General features: G+C 46.3%; 11 protein-coding genes. 4 read left to right on the top strand and 7 right to left on the bottom strand.

What is annotated here, in order from left to right; genetic code table 11:
• The first annotated feature begins 423 nt into the window (after window positions 1-423).
• On the top strand, window positions 424-2,943 hold the full coding sequence (locus JGK36_RS03305) for a cation-translocating P-type ATPase (RefSeq protein ID WP_293196236.1): 2,520 nt from the start codon (window positions 424-426) through the stop codon (window positions 2,941-2,943).
• Window positions 2,944-3,035: 92 nt separating this feature from the next.
• On the opposite strand, the gene JGK36_RS03310 is transcribed toward JGK36_RS03305, so the two are convergent.
• A complete protein-coding gene (locus JGK36_RS03310) occupies window positions 3,036-3,383 on the bottom strand; it encodes a hypothetical protein (RefSeq protein WP_293158409.1) in 348 nt (115 codons plus the stop codon).
• A 104-nt stretch (window positions 3,384-3,487) separates the two neighbouring features.
• Between JGK36_RS03310 and tmk the strand changes: the two genes are divergently transcribed.
• Entirely contained in the window at window positions 3,488-4,132 is a 645-nt protein-coding gene (gene tmk / locus JGK36_RS03315) for a dTMP kinase (protein WP_293196238.1), read from the top strand.
• Window positions 4,133-4,497: 365 nt separating this feature from the next.
• Here the strand turns inward: tmk and JGK36_RS03320 are convergent, their stop codons facing one another.
• Both JGK36_RS03320 and JGK36_RS03325 read right to left on the bottom strand, forming a co-directional pair.
• Window positions 4,498-4,632 (bottom strand): hypothetical protein, encoded by a 135-nt coding sequence (locus JGK36_RS03320; protein WP_293196240.1) that lies wholly within the window; start codon window positions 4,630-4,632, stop codon window positions 4,498-4,500.
• A gap of 1,511 nt (window positions 4,633-6,143) precedes the next feature.
• Window positions 6,144-7,040 (bottom strand): aspartoacylase, encoded by an 897-nt coding sequence (locus tag JGK36_RS03325; protein ID WP_293192011.1) that lies wholly within the window; start codon window positions 7,038-7,040, stop codon window positions 6,144-6,146.
• Window positions 7,041-7,242: 202 nt separating this feature from the next.
• Here JGK36_RS03325 and JGK36_RS03330 point away from each other — a divergent pair, with 202 nt between their 5' ends.
• The gene (locus JGK36_RS03330) at window positions 7,243-8,223 is read left to right on the top strand and encodes a LysR family transcriptional regulator (protein WP_293196242.1); all 981 of its coding nucleotides are present in this window, start codon (window positions 7,243-7,245) and stop codon (window positions 8,221-8,223) included.
• Window positions 8,224-8,293: 70 nt separating this feature from the next.
• Here the strand turns inward: JGK36_RS03330 and JGK36_RS03335 are convergent, their stop codons facing one another.
• From JGK36_RS03335 to JGK36_RS03350, 4 genes are all read right to left on the bottom strand, one after another.
• Window positions 8,294-13,426: an Ig-like domain-containing protein gene (locus JGK36_RS03335; protein ID WP_293200790.1), complete on the bottom strand. Its 5,133-nt coding sequence runs from the start codon at window positions 13,424-13,426 to the stop codon at window positions 8,294-8,296.
• A 65-nt stretch (window positions 13,427-13,491) separates the two neighbouring features.
• Window positions 13,492-14,448, bottom strand: coding sequence for an Rpn family recombination-promoting nuclease/putative transposase (locus tag JGK36_RS03340; RefSeq protein WP_293196244.1), 957 nt, complete (start codon window positions 14,446-14,448; stop codon window positions 13,492-13,494).
• Window positions 14,449-14,494: 46 nt separating this feature from the next.
• On the bottom strand, window positions 14,495-15,187 hold the full coding sequence (locus tag JGK36_RS03345) for a response regulator transcription factor (RefSeq protein ID WP_293182760.1): 693 nt from the start codon (window positions 15,185-15,187) through the stop codon (window positions 14,495-14,497).
• Window positions 15,177-16,283, bottom strand: a complete 1,107-nt coding sequence (locus JGK36_RS03350; protein WP_293182762.1) for a HAMP domain-containing sensor histidine kinase — start codon at window positions 16,281-16,283, stop codon at window positions 15,177-15,179. The genes JGK36_RS03345 and JGK36_RS03350 overlap by 11 nt, the downstream gene beginning before the upstream one ends.
• A gap of 355 nt (window positions 16,284-16,638) precedes the next feature.
• Between JGK36_RS03350 and kdpA the strand changes: the two genes are divergently transcribed.
• On the top strand, window positions 16,639-18,399 hold the full coding sequence (gene kdpA, locus JGK36_RS03355; protein WP_293196246.1) for a potassium-transporting ATPase subunit KdpA: 1,761 nt from the start codon (window positions 16,639-16,641) through the stop codon (window positions 18,397-18,399).
• The last annotated feature ends 33 nt before the right edge of the window (window positions 18,400-18,432 follow it).

Below are 18,432 nucleotides of genomic sequence, written 5' to 3' on the forward strand. Positions count from 1 at the left end.
TTTCTCACCTAAAAGTTCAATACTAACTAATCGTACCGTTGAAACCGCGTCTGTACAAACGATGTCCGTGCCAATCGGACTAAAGACAATTACCGTCTAATCTTCAACCCCCTCTTAGAGTGCGTGAGTGTCTGTATAGATACAGTTTCAACCGTACATCCAATCTTCAGAATTAAGATAAGAATTAAAAAAAACTAACACTTTCGGAAGATGCCAAAAATTTTATCTATGATAAAAATATAGACATTTGTCTAAACTGTGCATTATATCAATTCTGGTTGTATCGGAATTATTTAACCGCAGAGAACGCAGAGGACACAGAGGGAGAGAAGAGAGAGATGAATAATTACTCGGCTAGACGGAATTGATATAATGCACTTTCTGTTCTCACCAAAATATTCTAATCAATACCGAAAAAAACCAATGCAATTTATTCCCAAAACAGTCCCCGAAAATCAATCACAAATCATCCCAGTTAAAGAATCTCCGCCGCCAGAAGTTGTTACTTTCGATGTCGGTGGGATGAAATGTGCGGGTTGCGCTGCATCAGTTGAACGCCAACTCATGCAGCATTCAGGCGTAATTTCGGCTTGCGTTAACTTGGCCGTAGAAGTCGCAACAATTGAGTGTCAACCGGGGGCTGTCGATGCAGAGGCTTTAGCGAAAAAGTTGACTGATAACGGATTTCCCTCTCAGTCTCGCTTAGGTGAAAATCAGCGGGAAGCAGAAGCGGCGGCAATTGAACGGCGGCGGCAAGAAATTCGACAGCAAATCAATCAATTGTCGATCGCCCTTATTCTAATTATTCTATCCGGTTTAGGACACATACTCGGCACCAAAGCCCCAATTCTCAGCAACATTTGGTTTCACTGGGGACTCGCCACCCTCGCATTGCTGCTACCTGGCCGCCCGATTATCGTTGACGGCTGTCGCAGTTTGTGGCGAAACGCACCAAACATGAACACTTTGGTAGCTTTAGGCGCAGTCACGGCTTACACGGCTAGCAATGCGGCGCTGCTGTTTCCACGCATGGGATGGGAGTGCTTTTTTGACGAACCGGTGATGCTTTTGGGCTTTATCTTGTTGGGCAAAACTCTCGAACAGCAAGCCAGACGGCGCGCTGCATCAGCTTTGCAAGCTTTAATCGCACTACAACCAGCGACAGCCCGCTTAGTTGATTTTAAACTGCCGATTTTAGATTTGGACTCTCAAGAATTGCCTGCAAACTCGACATCTGCGGTCTACAATCCACAATACATTGAAATTCCAGCCGATCGCGTCCGAGTCGGAGAATGGCTGCAAGTTTTACCCGGTGAAAAATTTCCGGTAGACGGCGAAGTCTGCGAAGGTAAAACAACCGTAGATGAATCGATGCTGACTGGCGAATCGATGCCAGTTTTGAAGCAACCAGGAGATACAGTCGCGGCGGGAACTATTAATAAATCCGGGGCAGTTGTGATGCGGGCAACTCGCACCGGTCAGGAAACAACTGTAGCTCAAATGGTGGCTTTGGTACAAGCCGCCCAAACTCGCAAAGCGCCGATTCAACACTTAGCTGATACTGTCGCCGGATATTTTGTCTATGGCGTAATGGCGATATCGGCTTTAACTTTCCTATTTTGGTATTTTGCCGGAACTCATATTTGGCCTTCTGTGCTTTTAGGACACAATATGGGGCATGGGGCATCGGGCATGGGGCATGGGGCATTGGGCATGGGAAATCAATTATCAATTACCGATTACCAATCGCCTTTGCTGTTAAGTTTGAAATTGGCGATCGCAGTTTTAGTCATTGCTTGTCCTTGTGCTTTGGGACTGGCTACCCCAACTGCAATTTTAGTCGGTTCTGGCATCGGGGCGGAGCGCGGACTTTTAATTCGCGGTGGCGATGTTTTAGAACGAGTGCATCAATTAGATACTGTGGTTTTTGACAAAACTGGGACTCTGACAACTGGAAATCTCACACTCACTGATTATTTGCCGATTTTCCAGAATTCAGAGTTGGATTTGAACTCGGATATTAATGTGGGAAACAAACAAGATATCTGTTCCACAATTTCCACAATTTCCACAATTGACTCAAAACTGCTGCAAATTGCCGCAGCAGTCGAAAGAGGCGCTTGTCATCCCATCGCCGCGGCGATTTTGCGGGAATCTCAACAGCAAGGTTTGCCGCTGCTACCTGCTGATGATTTCTACACGGAACCGGGCTTCGGGGTTTCTGCTTTAGTGGAGGGCCAGCGGGTGTTCGCGGGGAATGCTGAGTGGATGAACCAGCAGGGCGTCGCTGTGGCTGCGGAACTTTTGGAGTCTTGCCAAGGCAAAACGGCGGTTTACGTGGCTTCTGGGGGTGTTTTGCTGGGGGTAATCGGGCTAAAAGATACTCTGAGGCCAGATGCTAAGGCGGCAGTCGATCGCCTGCGGGGCATGGGATTGCGGGTAATCATGCTGACGGGCGATACGGCGTCGGCGGCGTTGGTGGTGGCGCAGCAGCTAGGTTTGGCGGCTGCTGATGTTTTGGCCGAAGTGCGACCGGAGGGGAAGGCTCGGGCGATCGCCAGTTTGCAAGCCCAAGGCTGTAAAGTGGCTGTAGTGGGAGATGGAATCAATGATGCCCCGGCTTTGGCTCAAGCTGATGTCGGTATCGGTTTGCACTGCGGGACTGATGTCGCGGTTGAGACTGCTCAAATTGTGCTAATGCGAAATGCTTTGATGGATGTTGTTGAGTCGATCGACCTTGGTCGCGCTACTTTTAATAAGATTCGCCAAAATTTATTCTGGGCTTTTGCTTATAATACTCTGGGAATTCCAATTGCGGCCGGTCTCTTGCTGCCTGCAACTGGAATTTTACTCAGTCCTGCGGCAGCAGGCGCATTTATGGCGTTTAGTTCTGTTAGCGTTGTTACCAATTCTTTGCTGCTGCGCCGGAAGTTTCGAGGTTAAATTTAGACCTTCCAAATAAAAGTCATCAGTAATTAGTCATTAGCCAGGAACTAATGACTGATGACTGATGACTGATGACTAATGATTTATGGCTACAGTGCCATACTCTCCAAAAGCCGCCAGTTATTGTTTTTCATAACTGAACGACTGACTAGCTCGAACATTTGACGGCAGTGGTTATTGGTTTGCAGGGGCAATTCCTCGTTTTTGATTACGAAGTTCATGCGAACTTCTGAGTCACTAGCCGTGTTTTTCTCAATTAGGACTTCGGCGGTGACCAGTTTCGGAATCGAAACTTGACCCGGAAGTTCGCGAGCCATCAGGGAATCTCCTGTATTGTAGATAATATCAAGATTGCATGACTCTAAAATTTCAATCAGGGATTGACGGAGACGGTCGATCGGAACTGCAACGATAAAAAAACCAGTATAGCGAGCCATAGAAAACTCCAACCATGAGGCACTGAGACTTTATTATCATACCGAACCTAGAACAGATATACGGGAGGATTCATATTTATTTTATTGAGGTGCAAAGTTAGGCAATGAAGGGCAAACTTATCGTATTTGAGGGGGTAGAAGGTGCTGGAAAAACTACACAAATGCAGCGATTGATACATTGGCTGCAAGTAAGTTATTTTCAGAAAGTCCGGTTGGTGGCTACTCGCGAACCGGGGGGTACGGAGTTGGGAAAAGGACTGCGGCATTTGTTACTCAAACAAGATCCGGGTGAATCTGTATCTGATGTAGCAGAATTACTCATGTACGCTGCCGATCGCGCTCAGCACGTCGAAACTTTTCTTAAACCCGAGTTATCGAAAGGAACGATTGTTTTATGCGATCGCTTTACAGACTCCACGATTGCTTATCAGGGCTACGGCCGCAATCTTAATTTAAATTTAATTAAGCAGTTGAATGCAATTGCCACCGGCGGCTTGGAAAGCGATCTGACTTTGTGGCTGGATATTAATGTGGAGGCGGGTTTGACAAGGGTAAGGGCCAGAGGAGAGCGCGATCGGATCGAGCAAGCTGATTTGCAGTTTCACAAGCGCGTACAGCAAGGTTTTACGGAGTTGGCCGAGGAACATAAATCTCGAATTTTCCGGATCGATGCCGATCGCCCTGAAGATGCGATCGCCCAGCAAATTCAAGGTATCGTAAGTCACAAGTTAGAAGTTTGGGGATACTAAATAATCCCAATTCGGAAAATTAGAATGACATAGGCGGCCAGAAACCGGGTTTTTTAGGAAATATTTCCTAAAAATTCTCAATATCGATGAAAAACCCGGTTTCTTCCTTTTGTCCCAGCGCCGTGAATATAATTAACCGAAATTAACCGACAAAAAATCCAAGCACTTTACTCGTTAAAACCTGAATACATTCCCATACGCTTGGGTTAAGCTTTTTTGATGATAGGGCTGCCCAGAGATCGATCGCAGTGTCTCTTTTTCACATCCTTGTTATCCGCAAGACAGTCTTATCGCAAGCGTGTTGTCTTGTATACAAGATTCGCCCGTGGGGACAGCACTACCGATTTTTTTTGCTAACCAGATATCTAAACAGAGAGGAAATCTCCAGGGGCGATCGCCTGATTGCCTGCTGAGTCTACAGAAACGCGAGTAATTGCCATAAATCCCCAAGCTAAAAATACCAGTTTAATTGACAGGTATTTGGTCGATCGGGCTCCCAAAGCCTCGCAGAAAACAGATTCGTGGGGTTGAAGGGCGATCGGCTAATAGACTTCTTGCAAAAATATTTAGGACGGGCTAGAAGCCCATCCCACAAAAATCTTTTTTCTTGTGGGATGGGCTTCTAGCCCGTCCCAAAATTTGATTAATAAGGACTTTTGCAATCTTGTCTAATGTTTCGGAATAGTTGCTGCTGTGGTTTCTAGACTGTTATCCCATTTGGGTTGGCTGTTGTTGTCAAAATGTACTCAACTTGCTAACAACCTGCTATACTCATACTATAACCTACATATGTACATTAAATATTGACTATCAGGTGGGAATAAACAGCTAGTTTGATAGAAGCCTGATAGAAATTTAAGCCCTTACAGAACGTTGAAAACTGAATATGCAAGCAAAAAGCAACCACGTCCCTGAGACCATAGGAATTCAATAAAGAATGGTATTAAGTACGTCTACCCTGGTATTGTTTCGGGATTGGCTGATTCTGGCGCGATAAGTTCTCGCTTATCTATCTACCATACCCGCCATACGTTCATCACCCTACAAGCCCACGCTGGCACTGACTTACTTCTGTTAGCTACCGCCTGCGGTAACAGCGTAGAGGTCATCCAACGCCATTACCTAGGGATTGACACAACGGTTCAACTAACTGACATCTAACCCCCCCCAATCCAGCCCGCCCTAATAAGGCGGGTTTTTTATTGTCTATATTCCCATTCGATAGTCCATATGTAATCTGCATATGGGGTTTTCACCCTGAATAAACAGCCAAAACAAACCTACCTACCGCTTCCTGTAGTACACATTCCCCGCAGTAATACAAAATCATTCATTTCCGATAGCATCTCGCGTTTATTAGCCCCGGAAAAGGGTAAAAACAGCCCCTTAAAGCCCGATTACATCGCCAACATACTTGGGGGGGGGGGATTTGCTCACTACCTCTCACCCTACCTACCCACCATCTACCCACACCTTTTTGCCTACATTTACCTAATACTTATTGACTTGAAGTTAATTAACATTATTACACAGGCGAGATGATACGTCTATTCATAAATTCATTGCTTGAATTCATAAAAGTCATAACCCTAATGTCATAAAAGTCATATTTTGAATCATTGGGGAGTTATATCTATCATGCCCGATCGAAAGATGAGGTATGTAGTTGGGCTTTAGCCCTCTTAGTTTCGTCGTTATATAAGCTTTCAGTCATACCTCATATTTTTGAGAAAGGCTGTCTATCATGTCCGCTCGAATTACCTTAGTAAGATTGGTTCGATAGTTGGAAATTCTGTCCTGGGATGGATGCGGACTGAAGTCCTCACTACAAACCTTAGTAAGATTGGTTCGATAGTTGGAAATTCTGTCCTGGGATGGATGCGGACTGAAGTCCTCACTACAAACCTTAGTAAGATTGGTTCAATAGTTGGAAATTCTGTCCTGGGATGGATGCGGACTGAAGTCCTCACTACAAACCTTTTTTGTTTCTGGTAATTGACGGGACAGGATTTTATGCAGTTTCAAGGTGAAGCTGTTGTTTTTTCGTCAAAAGCATCGCTATGTGCTTTTCATAATAAGCAGCTTCGTTAATGAATACAGGGAAAACTGTAGATTCTCCTTGATAGGGGAGCGATTCTCCCGTAAATGTGAGAAACATCGGTTCACCGGGATGTAAGGGTTCGTAATCTTTAAACTGAAGTTGGGGATGGATAGTGGCTTGCATTTCACCTACAGCATTTCTCGGGTAGTCTACGGAAACGATCGCCTGATATGCAGTTAAATATGATGGTATAACTAGCGGATTGCCCCGATTTGTGGCATCGAGATAATCTACAATGGTGCGAACCAGCCTTTCGGTTTGCTGAAACAGATGGGCATTAACGACTCCCTGGGCGATGGGCCCAACTTCTATCGTGCAACCAAAAGCAGATAGCGATCGCAACATTGGCGAATCCTGACCATCCTCATCTCGGAAACAAACTCGAACTGAGCGATCGAGTTCGCTTAAATAGGCTAATAATTGTAAATTGAATGGATGTTTGCTAGACGGTAAAATTGTCAGCCCCATGTTCGCCGTTGTGCTGTGGAGGTCGATAATGAAATCAGCCCCGTTTTGGTCTTTAGGACATAGTTGGGCGGAGATTTCCTTAGCGCGTGTGTCCTCGTAACCCGTCAAGTCTGGGTTAGCCAAATCTGCGCGGCTAAAGCAACGGTTCAAATCGCGATCGACATAACGCCGATTCAGCGCCACCGCTTTCGGGTTGGCTAATAAGGCAACTGTCTCAAAGGTCGATCGTTTCAGCAAGTCTGGGAATTGTTGAAACTTCTTAATCAGGTAAACTCCTGTTAACTCATTTCCGTGGGTTCCTCCGACAACTGCAACTCGTCGAATTACGTGCGACAACATAAATAATCCTCGTTTTGTGATAATTAAAATCGTAATTATTCGCCAAACCTTCTAACTATTAATTCCAGAATAAACAAGTTATTATTAGATGTCAAATACTTTTTTTAATATAAGAATATACTCAAGAAGTATGGCAGTATCTACTCAATAACCGCTATAGTAATTATTCATTTCCAAGTTTAAAGTTTAACATCTAAAATCTATGGAACTTCGCCATCTCCGTTACTTCATTGCAGTGGCAGACGAACTGAGCTTTACCAATGCGGCAAAGCGATTGCACATTTCGCAACCGCCCCTAAGCAACCAAATTAAAGATTTGGAGACTGAATTGGGCGTGCAACTATTCGATCGCAAAAGTCACCCAATTGGGCTAACTCCAGCAGGACAGGCGTTTTTAGAAGAATCTCGTGCAACTCTGGCACTGTTAGAACAAGGGGTACATAAAACCCAGCGCATTCATCAAGGTGAATTGGGTCACTTGACGGTGAGTTTTACGAGTTCGATCGCGAATGGTGTCTTTCCAGAGATGCTGCGAACGTTTCGACAGCGATATCCAGAGGTAAAACTGATTTTACAGGAAGAAAATAGTGCTTTTCTAATTCAGAGATTGCGCGATCGCCAAACTGATATCATTTTTCTGTATCTCTACCACGAAATCTCGGAAGACAATGATTTAGAAACGATGTCTATCACGGAAGAACCACTTGTCGCCGTTTTACCTAAAAACCATCCGCTGGCAGCCAAATCCCAAATTTCGCTTGCTGACGTAAAAAATGAAGAATTTGTCATGCCCCTGCATCAAGTTGTGGCGGGTTTGTCTGAACAAATTTACCATCTATGTTCGCAAGCAGGATTTGTGCCGAAAGTTGTTCAAACAGCCGTCTTTATGGTCACGATTTTGGGGTTGGTTGCAGGCGAAACTGGTATTAGCATTCTGCCATCTCACGTCCAGAATCTTCAACGCAAAGGAGTGGTCTATCGTCCGATTCTGGAACAAACGACAACCACTAACTTAACTGCGGTTTGGCGGCAGAATGATTCATCGACTATTTTGCAGCAATTTCTGGAGATTATTAAAAGCCTCTCAATTTATCAGCCGGAAACATCGATTATTTCAGCGTCAGAAGTAGAAGTAGAAGTAGAAGTAGAAGTAGAAGTAGAAGTAGAAGTAGAAGTAGGGTAGCCTCTAAAATCTAAAATCTAAAATCTAAAATCTAAAATCTAAAATCGATTGACGCACCCTACGGCTAATTTTATCGCCCAAACAGGATAAAATCACTGCGATCGATCGCACTACCAGCCACTGTATTCACAGTAGCCAACAGTTGACCGTTCTGAGAAATCGCGATCGCACCTGCATTAGGGCTTTGGGTAATAGTGAGTTGAGCAAAAGTTAAACCGCCCGCTAACACTAGCAAATCTTCACCTTTAGTGAAATCAGCAATGACATCGCTGCCTTCACCTGCGGTTAAAATAAAGCGATCGCGCCCAATGCCACCACTGAGAATATCGTTACCTAAACCCCCAGTCAAAGTATCATCACCCTTACCGCCGTACAGAGTATCATTGCCCTCATCACCGCAGAGGTTGTCATTACCGCCGTTACCAAACAGCAAATCGTTACCCGCACCGCCACAGAGGGAATCTGGAGATCCGTTTAAGTCGTGAAGCGTAGCTATCCCGTAGGGAATCGCGCGATCGCCGAAAATAGTATCGTCCCCATCGGCGCCGCAAATGCTGTCGCTGCCGCGATCGCCCAGCAACAGATCGTTGCCCGTACCCCCCACCAGAACGTCATCGCCCTTGCCGCCGTTCAGCGTATCGTTGCCCTCTCCACCGCCCAGAGTATCCGCAGCATCTCCTCCATTCAAGAAGTCGTTACCAGCACCGCCAAACAGCAAATCGCGTCCGGTAGAGTCAGGGCTAGACGGGTCAAAACTGCCTCCAAACAAGCAGTCGTTACCCTCAGCCCCCACCAGAGTGTCATTCCCCTTGTCGCCCCAAATCAAGTCATCGTCTTTGCCACCGATCGCCACATCATCGCCTTTACCACCGAAAATGAGATCGTCGCCGGCATCCCCGTTGAGGTAATCATTACCTCTGCCGCCAAATAACAAGTCTTTGTCTGCATTCGGGCCAAGAGGGATATTGCTGGGCCGCCCGCCATAAATATTGTCGTTACCGCTTCCGCCCAGCAGAATGTCGTTCCCGTTGAAACCGTTGATAGCGTCGTTGAGATTGCTACCGATGAGGAAATCGTTGCCCTCAGTGCCGTTGAAAGTGCGATCGACTGAATTCGGCCCTGGAATTGAATCGATCGCAGGTAAGGTAATTTCGTCGCAAGTGCGATCGTCGGCATTACCGCCACCAATGCTGTCAGAGTCAACAGGATTTGGAGTCGGAGTCGGAGTCGGAGTTGGACTTTCCGCCGGAGTTGTTACCGGAGTCGGAGTTGTTAGCGGAGTCGGAGTTGTTACCGGAGTCGGAGTCGGAGTTGTTACCGGAGTCGGAGTCGGAGTCGGAGTCGGAGTCGGAGTTGGACTTTCCGCCGGAGTCGGAGTCGGAGTCGGAGTTGGACTTTCCGCCGGAGTCGGAGTCGGAGTCGGAGTTGGACTTTCCGCCGGAGTCGGAGTCGGAGTCGGAGTCGGAGTTGTCGCCGGAGTTGGAGTTGTTACCGGAGTTGGACTTTCCGCCGGAGTCGGAGTCGGAGTCGGAGTCGGAGTCGGAGTCGGAGTTGGAGTCGGAGTCGGAGTCGGAGTCGGAGTCGGAGTCGGAGTCGGAGTCGGAGTTGGAGTCGGAGTTGGAGTCGGAGTCGGAGTCGGAGTCGGAGTCGGAGTTGGAGTTGGAGTCGGAGTCGGAGTCGGAGTCGGAGTCGGAGTCGGAGTCGGAGTTGGAGTTGGAGTCGGAGTCGGAGTTGGAGTTGGAGTCGGAGTTGGAGTTGTTACCGGAGTTGGAGTTGGAGAGTTGTTGACAACAATACTTGCTGTGACGATCGCAGAATCAGCTTTTCCGTCATTAGCTTTGTAGGTAAAAGAGTCTGTCCCTGCAAAACCAGCATTCGGAGTGTAACCGAAGGAACCGTTAGCGTTGAGGGCGATCGCACCTTTAGTCGGCAGGGCCACCAAAATCGCAGTCAACGGATCGTTTTCCGGGTCTGTATCGTTAATTAAGACTCCCAAGCCGGCCACGTTGAGAGGGGTATTAAAAGAAGTTGTATAGTTGTCAGGAATCGCGACAGGCGGGTTATTGTTGACGTTTACAGTCACGGTAGCTGGTGCAGAGCTAACTATGCCGTCGCTGACTGTGTAGCTAAATGTGTCTGTCCCAGTAAAGCCTGCCTTAGGAGTATAGGTGAAAGAACCGTCTTTGCTGAGGGCGATCGACCCTTTCGTCGGGTTGGCCGCCAACGCAGCAGTCAGCGTGTCCAAGTCCGCGTCGGAATCGTTGGCTAAAACTCCCGGCAATATTTCGCTGAGGGCTTTTCCCGCACTGGTGCTGTAGGTGTCAGGTTGTGCGATCGGCACACTGTTGGTAACATTAATATTCACCGTAGCGGGGATAGTCGCAGCGCCGTCGCTAGCGCTATAAATGAAAGTATCAACTCCGACAAATCCGGGGCTGGGAGTGTAAATGAAGTCACCCTTGGGATTGAGTACGAGTTTACCTTTAGTCGGTTGTGTGACAACAGCAGCAGTCAACGTGTCGAAAATGTCGGGGTCGAAGTCATTGACGCGATCGTGCCTGACGATGTAGGTGTCGGGAATAGCGATCGGCAGACTGTTCGTAACATCAATACTCACCGTACTGGGGACAGTCGCAGCCCCATCGCTAACGCTGTAAGTGAAAGTATCAATTCCAACAAAGCCAGGGTTAGGAGTGTAAGTGAAGTCACCCTTGGGATTGAGTACGAGTTTACCTTTAGTCGGTTGTGTGACAACAGCAGCAGTCAACGTGTCGAAAATGTCGGGGTCGAAGTCATTGAATCCGGTCAACACGCGATCGTGCTCGACTTTGTATGTGTCGGGATTGGCGATCGGCGGACTGTTGGTAATATTAATTACAAATGTCTGGTTTGCCGAAGTATCGATGCCGCCGTTAGCTATACCGCCGTTGTCTCTGAGGTTGAGAGTGATATTAGCCTTGCCAGTTCCACTTGTGGCGGGGGTAAAAGTCAGTTGTCCGAAAAAGCCGATCGCCGGTGGTACGCTAAACAAACCGGGATTGTCATTTCCCACGACTTGAAAGTTGACGGTTTGTGTTGACTCGTTGACCGGCCCTGGAGAAATGGCTATGGCCCATCCAGGAAAGGTTTGCAGGCCAGCACTGTGATTGACAGTGCGATCGGGCCCTTTGACAAACGACGGTGCATCGTTGACAGGATTAACAGTAATTGTTGCAGTCTCGCTGGCCGTACTGAAAGCTGCTAAACCCCCAATACTGCTAGCAGTTGAAATATCAGCCGTCCCCCCATTCGTGAGGGTAGTACCGCTAGAGTTAGTCGTCGTTCCATCCCACGATTGATAGGTGATATTAGCACTACCGTTGTAGTCATTATTGGGAAGAAAGCGGATACTGGCATTGCCTGCTAGCAGTCTCGCTGCTGCTGTTGACGGTGTACCGAATGCCGTCCAAGTCGCACCGCTATCAATAGAATATTGCCAACTGCCGTTAGTATTGTCTGTCGCCGTCACAGCAATTCCTTGAGTGTCGGCGGTGTCGGGATCTGTAACTATTCCTGCAATTAAAACAGAAACTAAGGTGCCAGTGTTGCTGGCAGAAGGTACATCTTCGTTAATTGCTGTTAGTACCGGCGAACCGCTGTTGTTGAGTACGGGTGCGTTGTTGGCTGCAAACGCTGCGAATCTGGTGGGAAGGGCAAAATTGTTGTCGCTGACAAGAATTAGCGTTCGTTTCCCAGTTGCTGTTTGAGGAGGCCCAAATGTCATCCCTTCAAAATTGTCAACCAGTGCCGGAGTGCCTGTACTGAGGAAATAAGCAGAAGTGGCGATCGGAGTTTTCGATACTGGTGTAATGCTAGCAACACCAGAAGCAATCAAACCGGTATTGTTTTGAATATCTGTCGCACCGTTTAAAGAAATTTGATAAAGCTTCAAATCCCCTGACGGCGGTGTTGTCGATAAGTCGAGAAAACGTTCGAGAACCAGCAGTGTATTATCATCAACGGCCAGCATTTCTGAAATGCCGTTGCGCGGATCGGTATTGTAAAGAAATTCTCCGTTTGTGGTGTTTGTACCTAAGTTATATCTGACAATTCGCGATCGCGCGCCAGCCGTTATATCTGAAGCAGGGCTGTCTTGTTCGAGAGCATTTTCTGTTGCTGTAAATAGAAAACTTTGACTGGGAGTAATCGTCAGACTTTCAAAACCTTGATTGTTGCGGATGCCGCTGTTAGGATCTGCTGATACGTCGTATTTGGGAGAAGCAATAGGCAGCGCGAAATTTTGAACTCCTGTTGCAATGGCGAAACTATTAATAAAAGGCTGGGTATTTGTGGAGAAATTGCCTTCAGAAGAGACGAAGACATTGCCGCCGATGAAGCCAATGCCCTCTGTATCCGATGTATCTGCGGCAAAGGGAGGCGGATTGCCAATCTGTGTCACCCCTGTAAAATTCACTTGTCCTGGTACTGGTGTCAAGCTACCGGAACTCACAGTAGGTATAGTGAGGGTGTAAAAGCGAGATGGGCCGGGACTGCCACCAGGAATATTGCGGCCGTCGGAGATAGCGTAGTAAGTGTTGCTTCCCGCGTAGGTAAGGCCCGACAGTCCACCTACCTGAGTTGTTGGTGTTCCAAAAGTTGTATTTGCCGGAAATCCTGCTTGTCCCAAAAGTTGTAAGCCGAACACAAATTGGTAAGCGGCCATTGTGGCTGGGTCGATCGCCATTCCAGCAACAATCCTTCCCGTTGTATAATCTAGCAGCCAATCTCCGCCTAAAGCTGAATTGCCGATCGGCCCCCTGGAAGCAGCGATTTTTGCCTTTGTTAGCTGACTCAGTTGCTGCACGAAGTTAGCGCCCGCATCGCCCGCCGCTACCTCGCACCCGTACAGCAAAATCTCTGCACTCTCTGCCAGCGATCGCGCCCAACGCTGCAATTTTTCACCATAAAAGTTTAAATTTGTCAAGTTTAGATCGATCGCGCCTAGCTGCAAACTCGCCGATCGACCGTGGGAGATAATATGAATACTTTTAATATTGCTGCGACTCCCTAGCACTTCCGTAATTTGTGCTACTCCATCCCGCGCTGCATTAATGATAATTACTTCTATTCCGGCGGCGATACCGTTGCAAAGATTTTGGATATCGGGGAGGGCAGAGTCGAGAAAGGCGATCGAACTCATAACAGAATTGATAAAATTTGGCACAAAACACCTCTGGTTTGATGACCGTCGATAACTTAAATATATGCCAAATATACCAAACTCAGATATTAAATGTCATCCGTAAAATTTCGGGAATGTTGCTGCAACCAAGTCACCAAATCTGAAACACTTTCAAAATCAAACATCGCATCTCCTAAATCATCCAAATTCTCAAGATTCAACTCGCATATCTGTGTCTGAATGTCTGGAGAAATTTCACCAATTAGCCTCCTCATATTCCGGACTATTAATTCTGACTTGCCTCGTTCCATGCCTCGTTCCATGCCTCGTTCCATGCCTCGTTCTAGAGCTTGCTGAGCCGCTAGATCGATCGCCCCTTGTTGATCTTGAATCCAAAACTCTTGTTTTTGCAATTCATCTAAGTCTTTTTGACTCAGATTCGTGTCGTTAGCAATCTGAAAAGCTCTTTCAATTTCTGGCACCGTAACCATTGTATCGGGAACAGTTTCTAGGTTACTGGTATTTTTGACAAAATAAATCCACTTGTCCGTCAGCGTTGTCAACTGATCCAATTCCTTTTTGAATTTTGGCAGTTCGATAAACACCAACTCAATCTCGCTATCGGGATAATCGAATAATCTTTGTGTTTCTTTGAAAGCAAATCTCGAAATTACTTCCAATTGATTGGGAAACATTTCAAAGTCTGTGATATTCAAAGCAATTACTGGCCTGAGTCTGTAATAGCTATCGCTTAGATTTAATTGCATTCCATAAGTTTTAGCAGCATTATATAAAACTCGCTTACGATATTTTGCCACGTTCAAAACTTGGATTGTGACAATCACAGTTTTGCCATCATTAATTTTAGCTTTGACATCTAAATAAGTGTCTTTACTTCCAAAAATCTCAGCAGATAAATAAGGAGGGATGATTTCTAAATCTTCGATCGCAGATTCGCCTGCATAAAGCATAGCGTTCAAAAAACTCATCAAAATTTCTCGGCTTTCGTTAGAACAGAATATCTTCGTGAAGGCCAAATATAGTTTGGGATTGATAAAACCCATAGTTTTTAGCGATCGAGGTTTTGTCTATCATTATAAACTACCAGACTTAAGATTGACTGCCTAACAGTTCCTCTGCTACCAATCCTTTCTGAATAGCGAGCACTGCTGCTTGAGTGCGATCGCGCACTTCTAACTTTTGCAAAATCGCGTGGACGTGCACCCGCACAGTCCCCGGAGCGATGTACAATATTTGTGCAATCTCCTGATTGCTTTTCCCGCCCGCAACTAAGGCTAATATTTCCTGTTCCCTCGGAGTCAGCGGATTGTCTAAAACTTCCCATTTACTCGCGCTTTTGACAGGTTCGGGATTACTAAAAACCGCCCGAATTTCCGCAGTTGCGGCCTTGTCCCACCAAGAAGCGCCCGCCGCTACCGATCGAATTGCCAAAACCAAAGTTTCTGCCGCAATTCCCTTGAGACAATATCCTTGGGCTCCCGCAGCCATCAACCTTTCAATTAACGTTTTTTGGGCGTGAGATGTTAAAATTAAAACCGGAATTTCTGGATGTCTCTGTTTGATTTGGCGGCACGCTTCAATGCCACCAATTCCCGGCAAACCGACATCGAGAACCACCACATCCGGCAAGTGTTCCTGAGTCAATTCTACCGCCGTTTCTCCATCTTCCGCCTCGGCAATTATTTGCAAAGAACTTTCTTGCTGCAATCTGGTTTGCAGTCCCAACCGAAACAGTTCGTCGTCTTCAACTAAGAGAATTCGCAAGGGAGAATTAGGTTTCATTGGCAGAGATAGCTGGTAGTCGGAATCCAAACAAGGCACCTAAAGGCAATTTGTTTTCTGCCCAAATTATACCGCCGTGGGCGTCAATAATTTGGCGAGATAAGTATAACCCCAATCCCGATCCTTTGGCTTGCCGATCGCCATTTCCTTGATAAAAACGCTCAAACAACTGGGGCAGCTCATCGCTAGTAATTCCCAACCCGCTATCGATAACTTTCACCACCTGATCGGTTGCGTAAGATTCCATGACTATTTCTACTTTACCACCTCGGGGAGAATGGTTGATCGCGTTTGTTAGCAAATTAACAAAAACGCGCTGGAGTTGCACTTCATCGCCGTTTACCCACAAAGAACGGCGAAAGTCAGACTCTCCGTAACTTATACTAATATAAACTCGGCGCGCTGCCGATAAATGGATGAGTGTGGCAATTACTTCTTCTGCTAAAGCTGCTAAATTTACGGGCGCAAGTTGCAGTTTTAAACCTTCGGCATCGTTGCGGTAAACATCCAGCAGCGTTTCTACTAATTGTAGTGACATTTTTTGCGATCGCGCCATTGTTTCGAGAACTTTTTGCTGGCTGGTAGTCACTTCCCCAAAGTTTGCTCCCTGAAAAGCTTTGATTGTTTCAATTGCGCCCAGCATCGGCGTTTTCAAGTCGTGACTCAAAGTAGAGACAAAATCCTCTCGGATGCTGGCTAGCTGCTGCTGAGATTGCAACTGCGCTTTGGCGATCGCGATCGCTTCTTGATACTGCTGGGTGCGATCGCTCAAATATCCCGTGACTCCCAAGGCCATAACTGCGATCGCCCTATTTGCAACAGTCGCTAGGGCGATCGTTTCTCCATAGGGAACAAACAAGTTCAACAGCGTCAATGCTGCTGCTAACAGCGTAATTTGCAACTTTCCCAACCGACTCAACCGCGAATTTGCCAGTAAAATCGGCCCTGTATACAAATACCCAAACAGATATTCTGACGGCGTGGTAAATTCCAGTGCTATAACGATCGCGAATAAAATTGCGATCGACCACCTTCCGCGCAAATACTTTTCTTGAAACACCAAAATTTTGGGAATTTTCAATAAGCTGTCAAACATCTCTAATTAATCCATTTTAAGCTTGTAAAATATCAACCAATACAGTTAACTTAAAAACAATCTGATTCATGAAAAATGCCTGCATCGCCTATAAAATCGCGATAGTAAATTCGTCAAAAAGCGTTAAGTAAACCGTATTGAAATATCAACTACATTTTGGCGCAAAAAACAGCGTTTAGACAGCATTTATACCTGCAAGTATAGATTTAATACATTGGCTAAACATTCGCCTATCAGTAAAAGTATAGGTAAAAAAAGCATAATTTATAAACAGTAACTTATACCTTAAGACAGATTATCAACAACCCCAAACCTCAGTAAAGTAATCACTAAACGAGGAATTTTTAACACACTTATGTTACAAGGCTTAATTCAAATTGCATTAACCCTAATCATTTTAATCGCGATCGCGCCCGTGTTCGGCAACTACATGGCACGGGTGTACATGGGAGAACGAACCATTCTCGACCCCGCAATTAAACCACTAGAACAACTCATCTATAAAGCCAGCAATATTCGGTCTGTAGATTCCATGACAGGCTGGCAGTATGCCCGATCGCTATTATACAGCAATGCAGCAATGGGCATATTTGTATTCTTGATTTTCATGCTTCAGGGACTGCTGCCTTTAAATCCCACCAGCCTGAGTGCACCAACCTGGGATACCGCGCTGCATACAACTATTTCATTCCTCACAAATACCGACCAACAACATTACTCAGGCGAGACAACATTCAGTTATTTATCCCAGTTAACCCTGGGTTTTTTAATGTTCGCCTCAGCAGCCACGGGTTTAGCAGTAGGAATTGCCTTTATTCGGGGACTGACAGGTCGCCCCCTCGGCAACTTTTATATCGATTTAATTCAATCTATCACCCGGATTCTGCTGCCACTTTCTTTGATAATTGGCTTGTGCTTACTAATTTCTGGAGTGCCGGAAACCCTAGCCGGCCCAGCAGTTGCGCGTACCTTAGAAGGCGGCACGCAAGTAATTGCTCGCGGCCCAGTAGCTCACTTTGAAAGCATCAAACAACTGGGAGAAAATGGCGGCGGATTTTTTGCCATTAACTCGGCTCACCCTTTTGAAAATCCCAACCCTTTTACTAACCTGCTGGAAACACTAGCAATGGTTTCTATACCAGCAGCACTCATTCACACCTACGGCAGATTTGCTAACAACAAAAAGCAGGGATGGCTGATTTTTGGGATGGTGTTTGCCATCTATGTAATTTTGATCGGCATTGCAGCAGTTGGCGAATATCAAGGCAATCCCCAAATTAATAGTTTGCTCGGTTCCGTGCAACCAAACTTAGAAGGGAAAGAAGTTAGATTCGGTTGGGCAGAAACTGTACTTTGGGCTGTCACTACGACTGGGACAATGTGCGGGGCTGTCAACGGAATGCACGATTCTTTAATGCCGCCAGGGGGTTTTGCTACTTTGTTTAACTTGTTTCTCCAAATTGTTTGGGGCGGACAGGGAACGGGAACGGCTTACTTATTTATTTACTCCATTTTGAGCGTATTTCTCACCGGATTGATGGTGGGGAGAACGCCGGAATTTTTGGGACGAAAAATTGAAAAGCGGGAAATTGTTTTAGCTAGCGTTGTTTTGTTGATTCACCCGATCGCAGTTTTAATCCCCGGCGCCATTTCCCTCGCCTTTACCGACAGCTTGAGCGGCATCAGCAACCCCGGATTTCACGGCATTTCGCAGGTGATGTACGAATACGCTTCAGCGGCGGCTAATAACGGTTCTGGCTTTGAAGGATTGGGCGATTCTCAACCCGCGCCGACAGGACTTTGGTGGAATTTAAGCACTTGTTTTAGCTTGCTGATGGGGCGCTACGTTCCAATTATTGCCTTGCTGCTGTTAGCTGACAGCATGACGAACAAACAACTGGTTCCTGAAACAACCGGAACACTGAGAACAGATTCGATTTTGTTCACCAGCGTCACCGCAGGAGTAATCATCATTTTGGGCGCGCTGACATTTTTCCCAGTGCTGGCTTTAGGGCCGATCGCAGAAGGATATGAAATCAGCAGCGGCAAGTTTGAAGCCGCACCCGTAACTGCACCCACAACACCTTTAGCAACACCAACTGCTCAACCTCAATAGCTAAAAACATCAACCTCACTATTCTCTTTCTCT

The sequence above is a fragment of the Microcoleus sp. PH2017_35_SFW_U_B genome, from assembly GCF_020737865.1.
In the GTDB taxonomy this organism is placed as follows: Bacteria; Cyanobacteriota; Cyanobacteriia; order Cyanobacteriales; family Microcoleaceae; genus Microcoleus.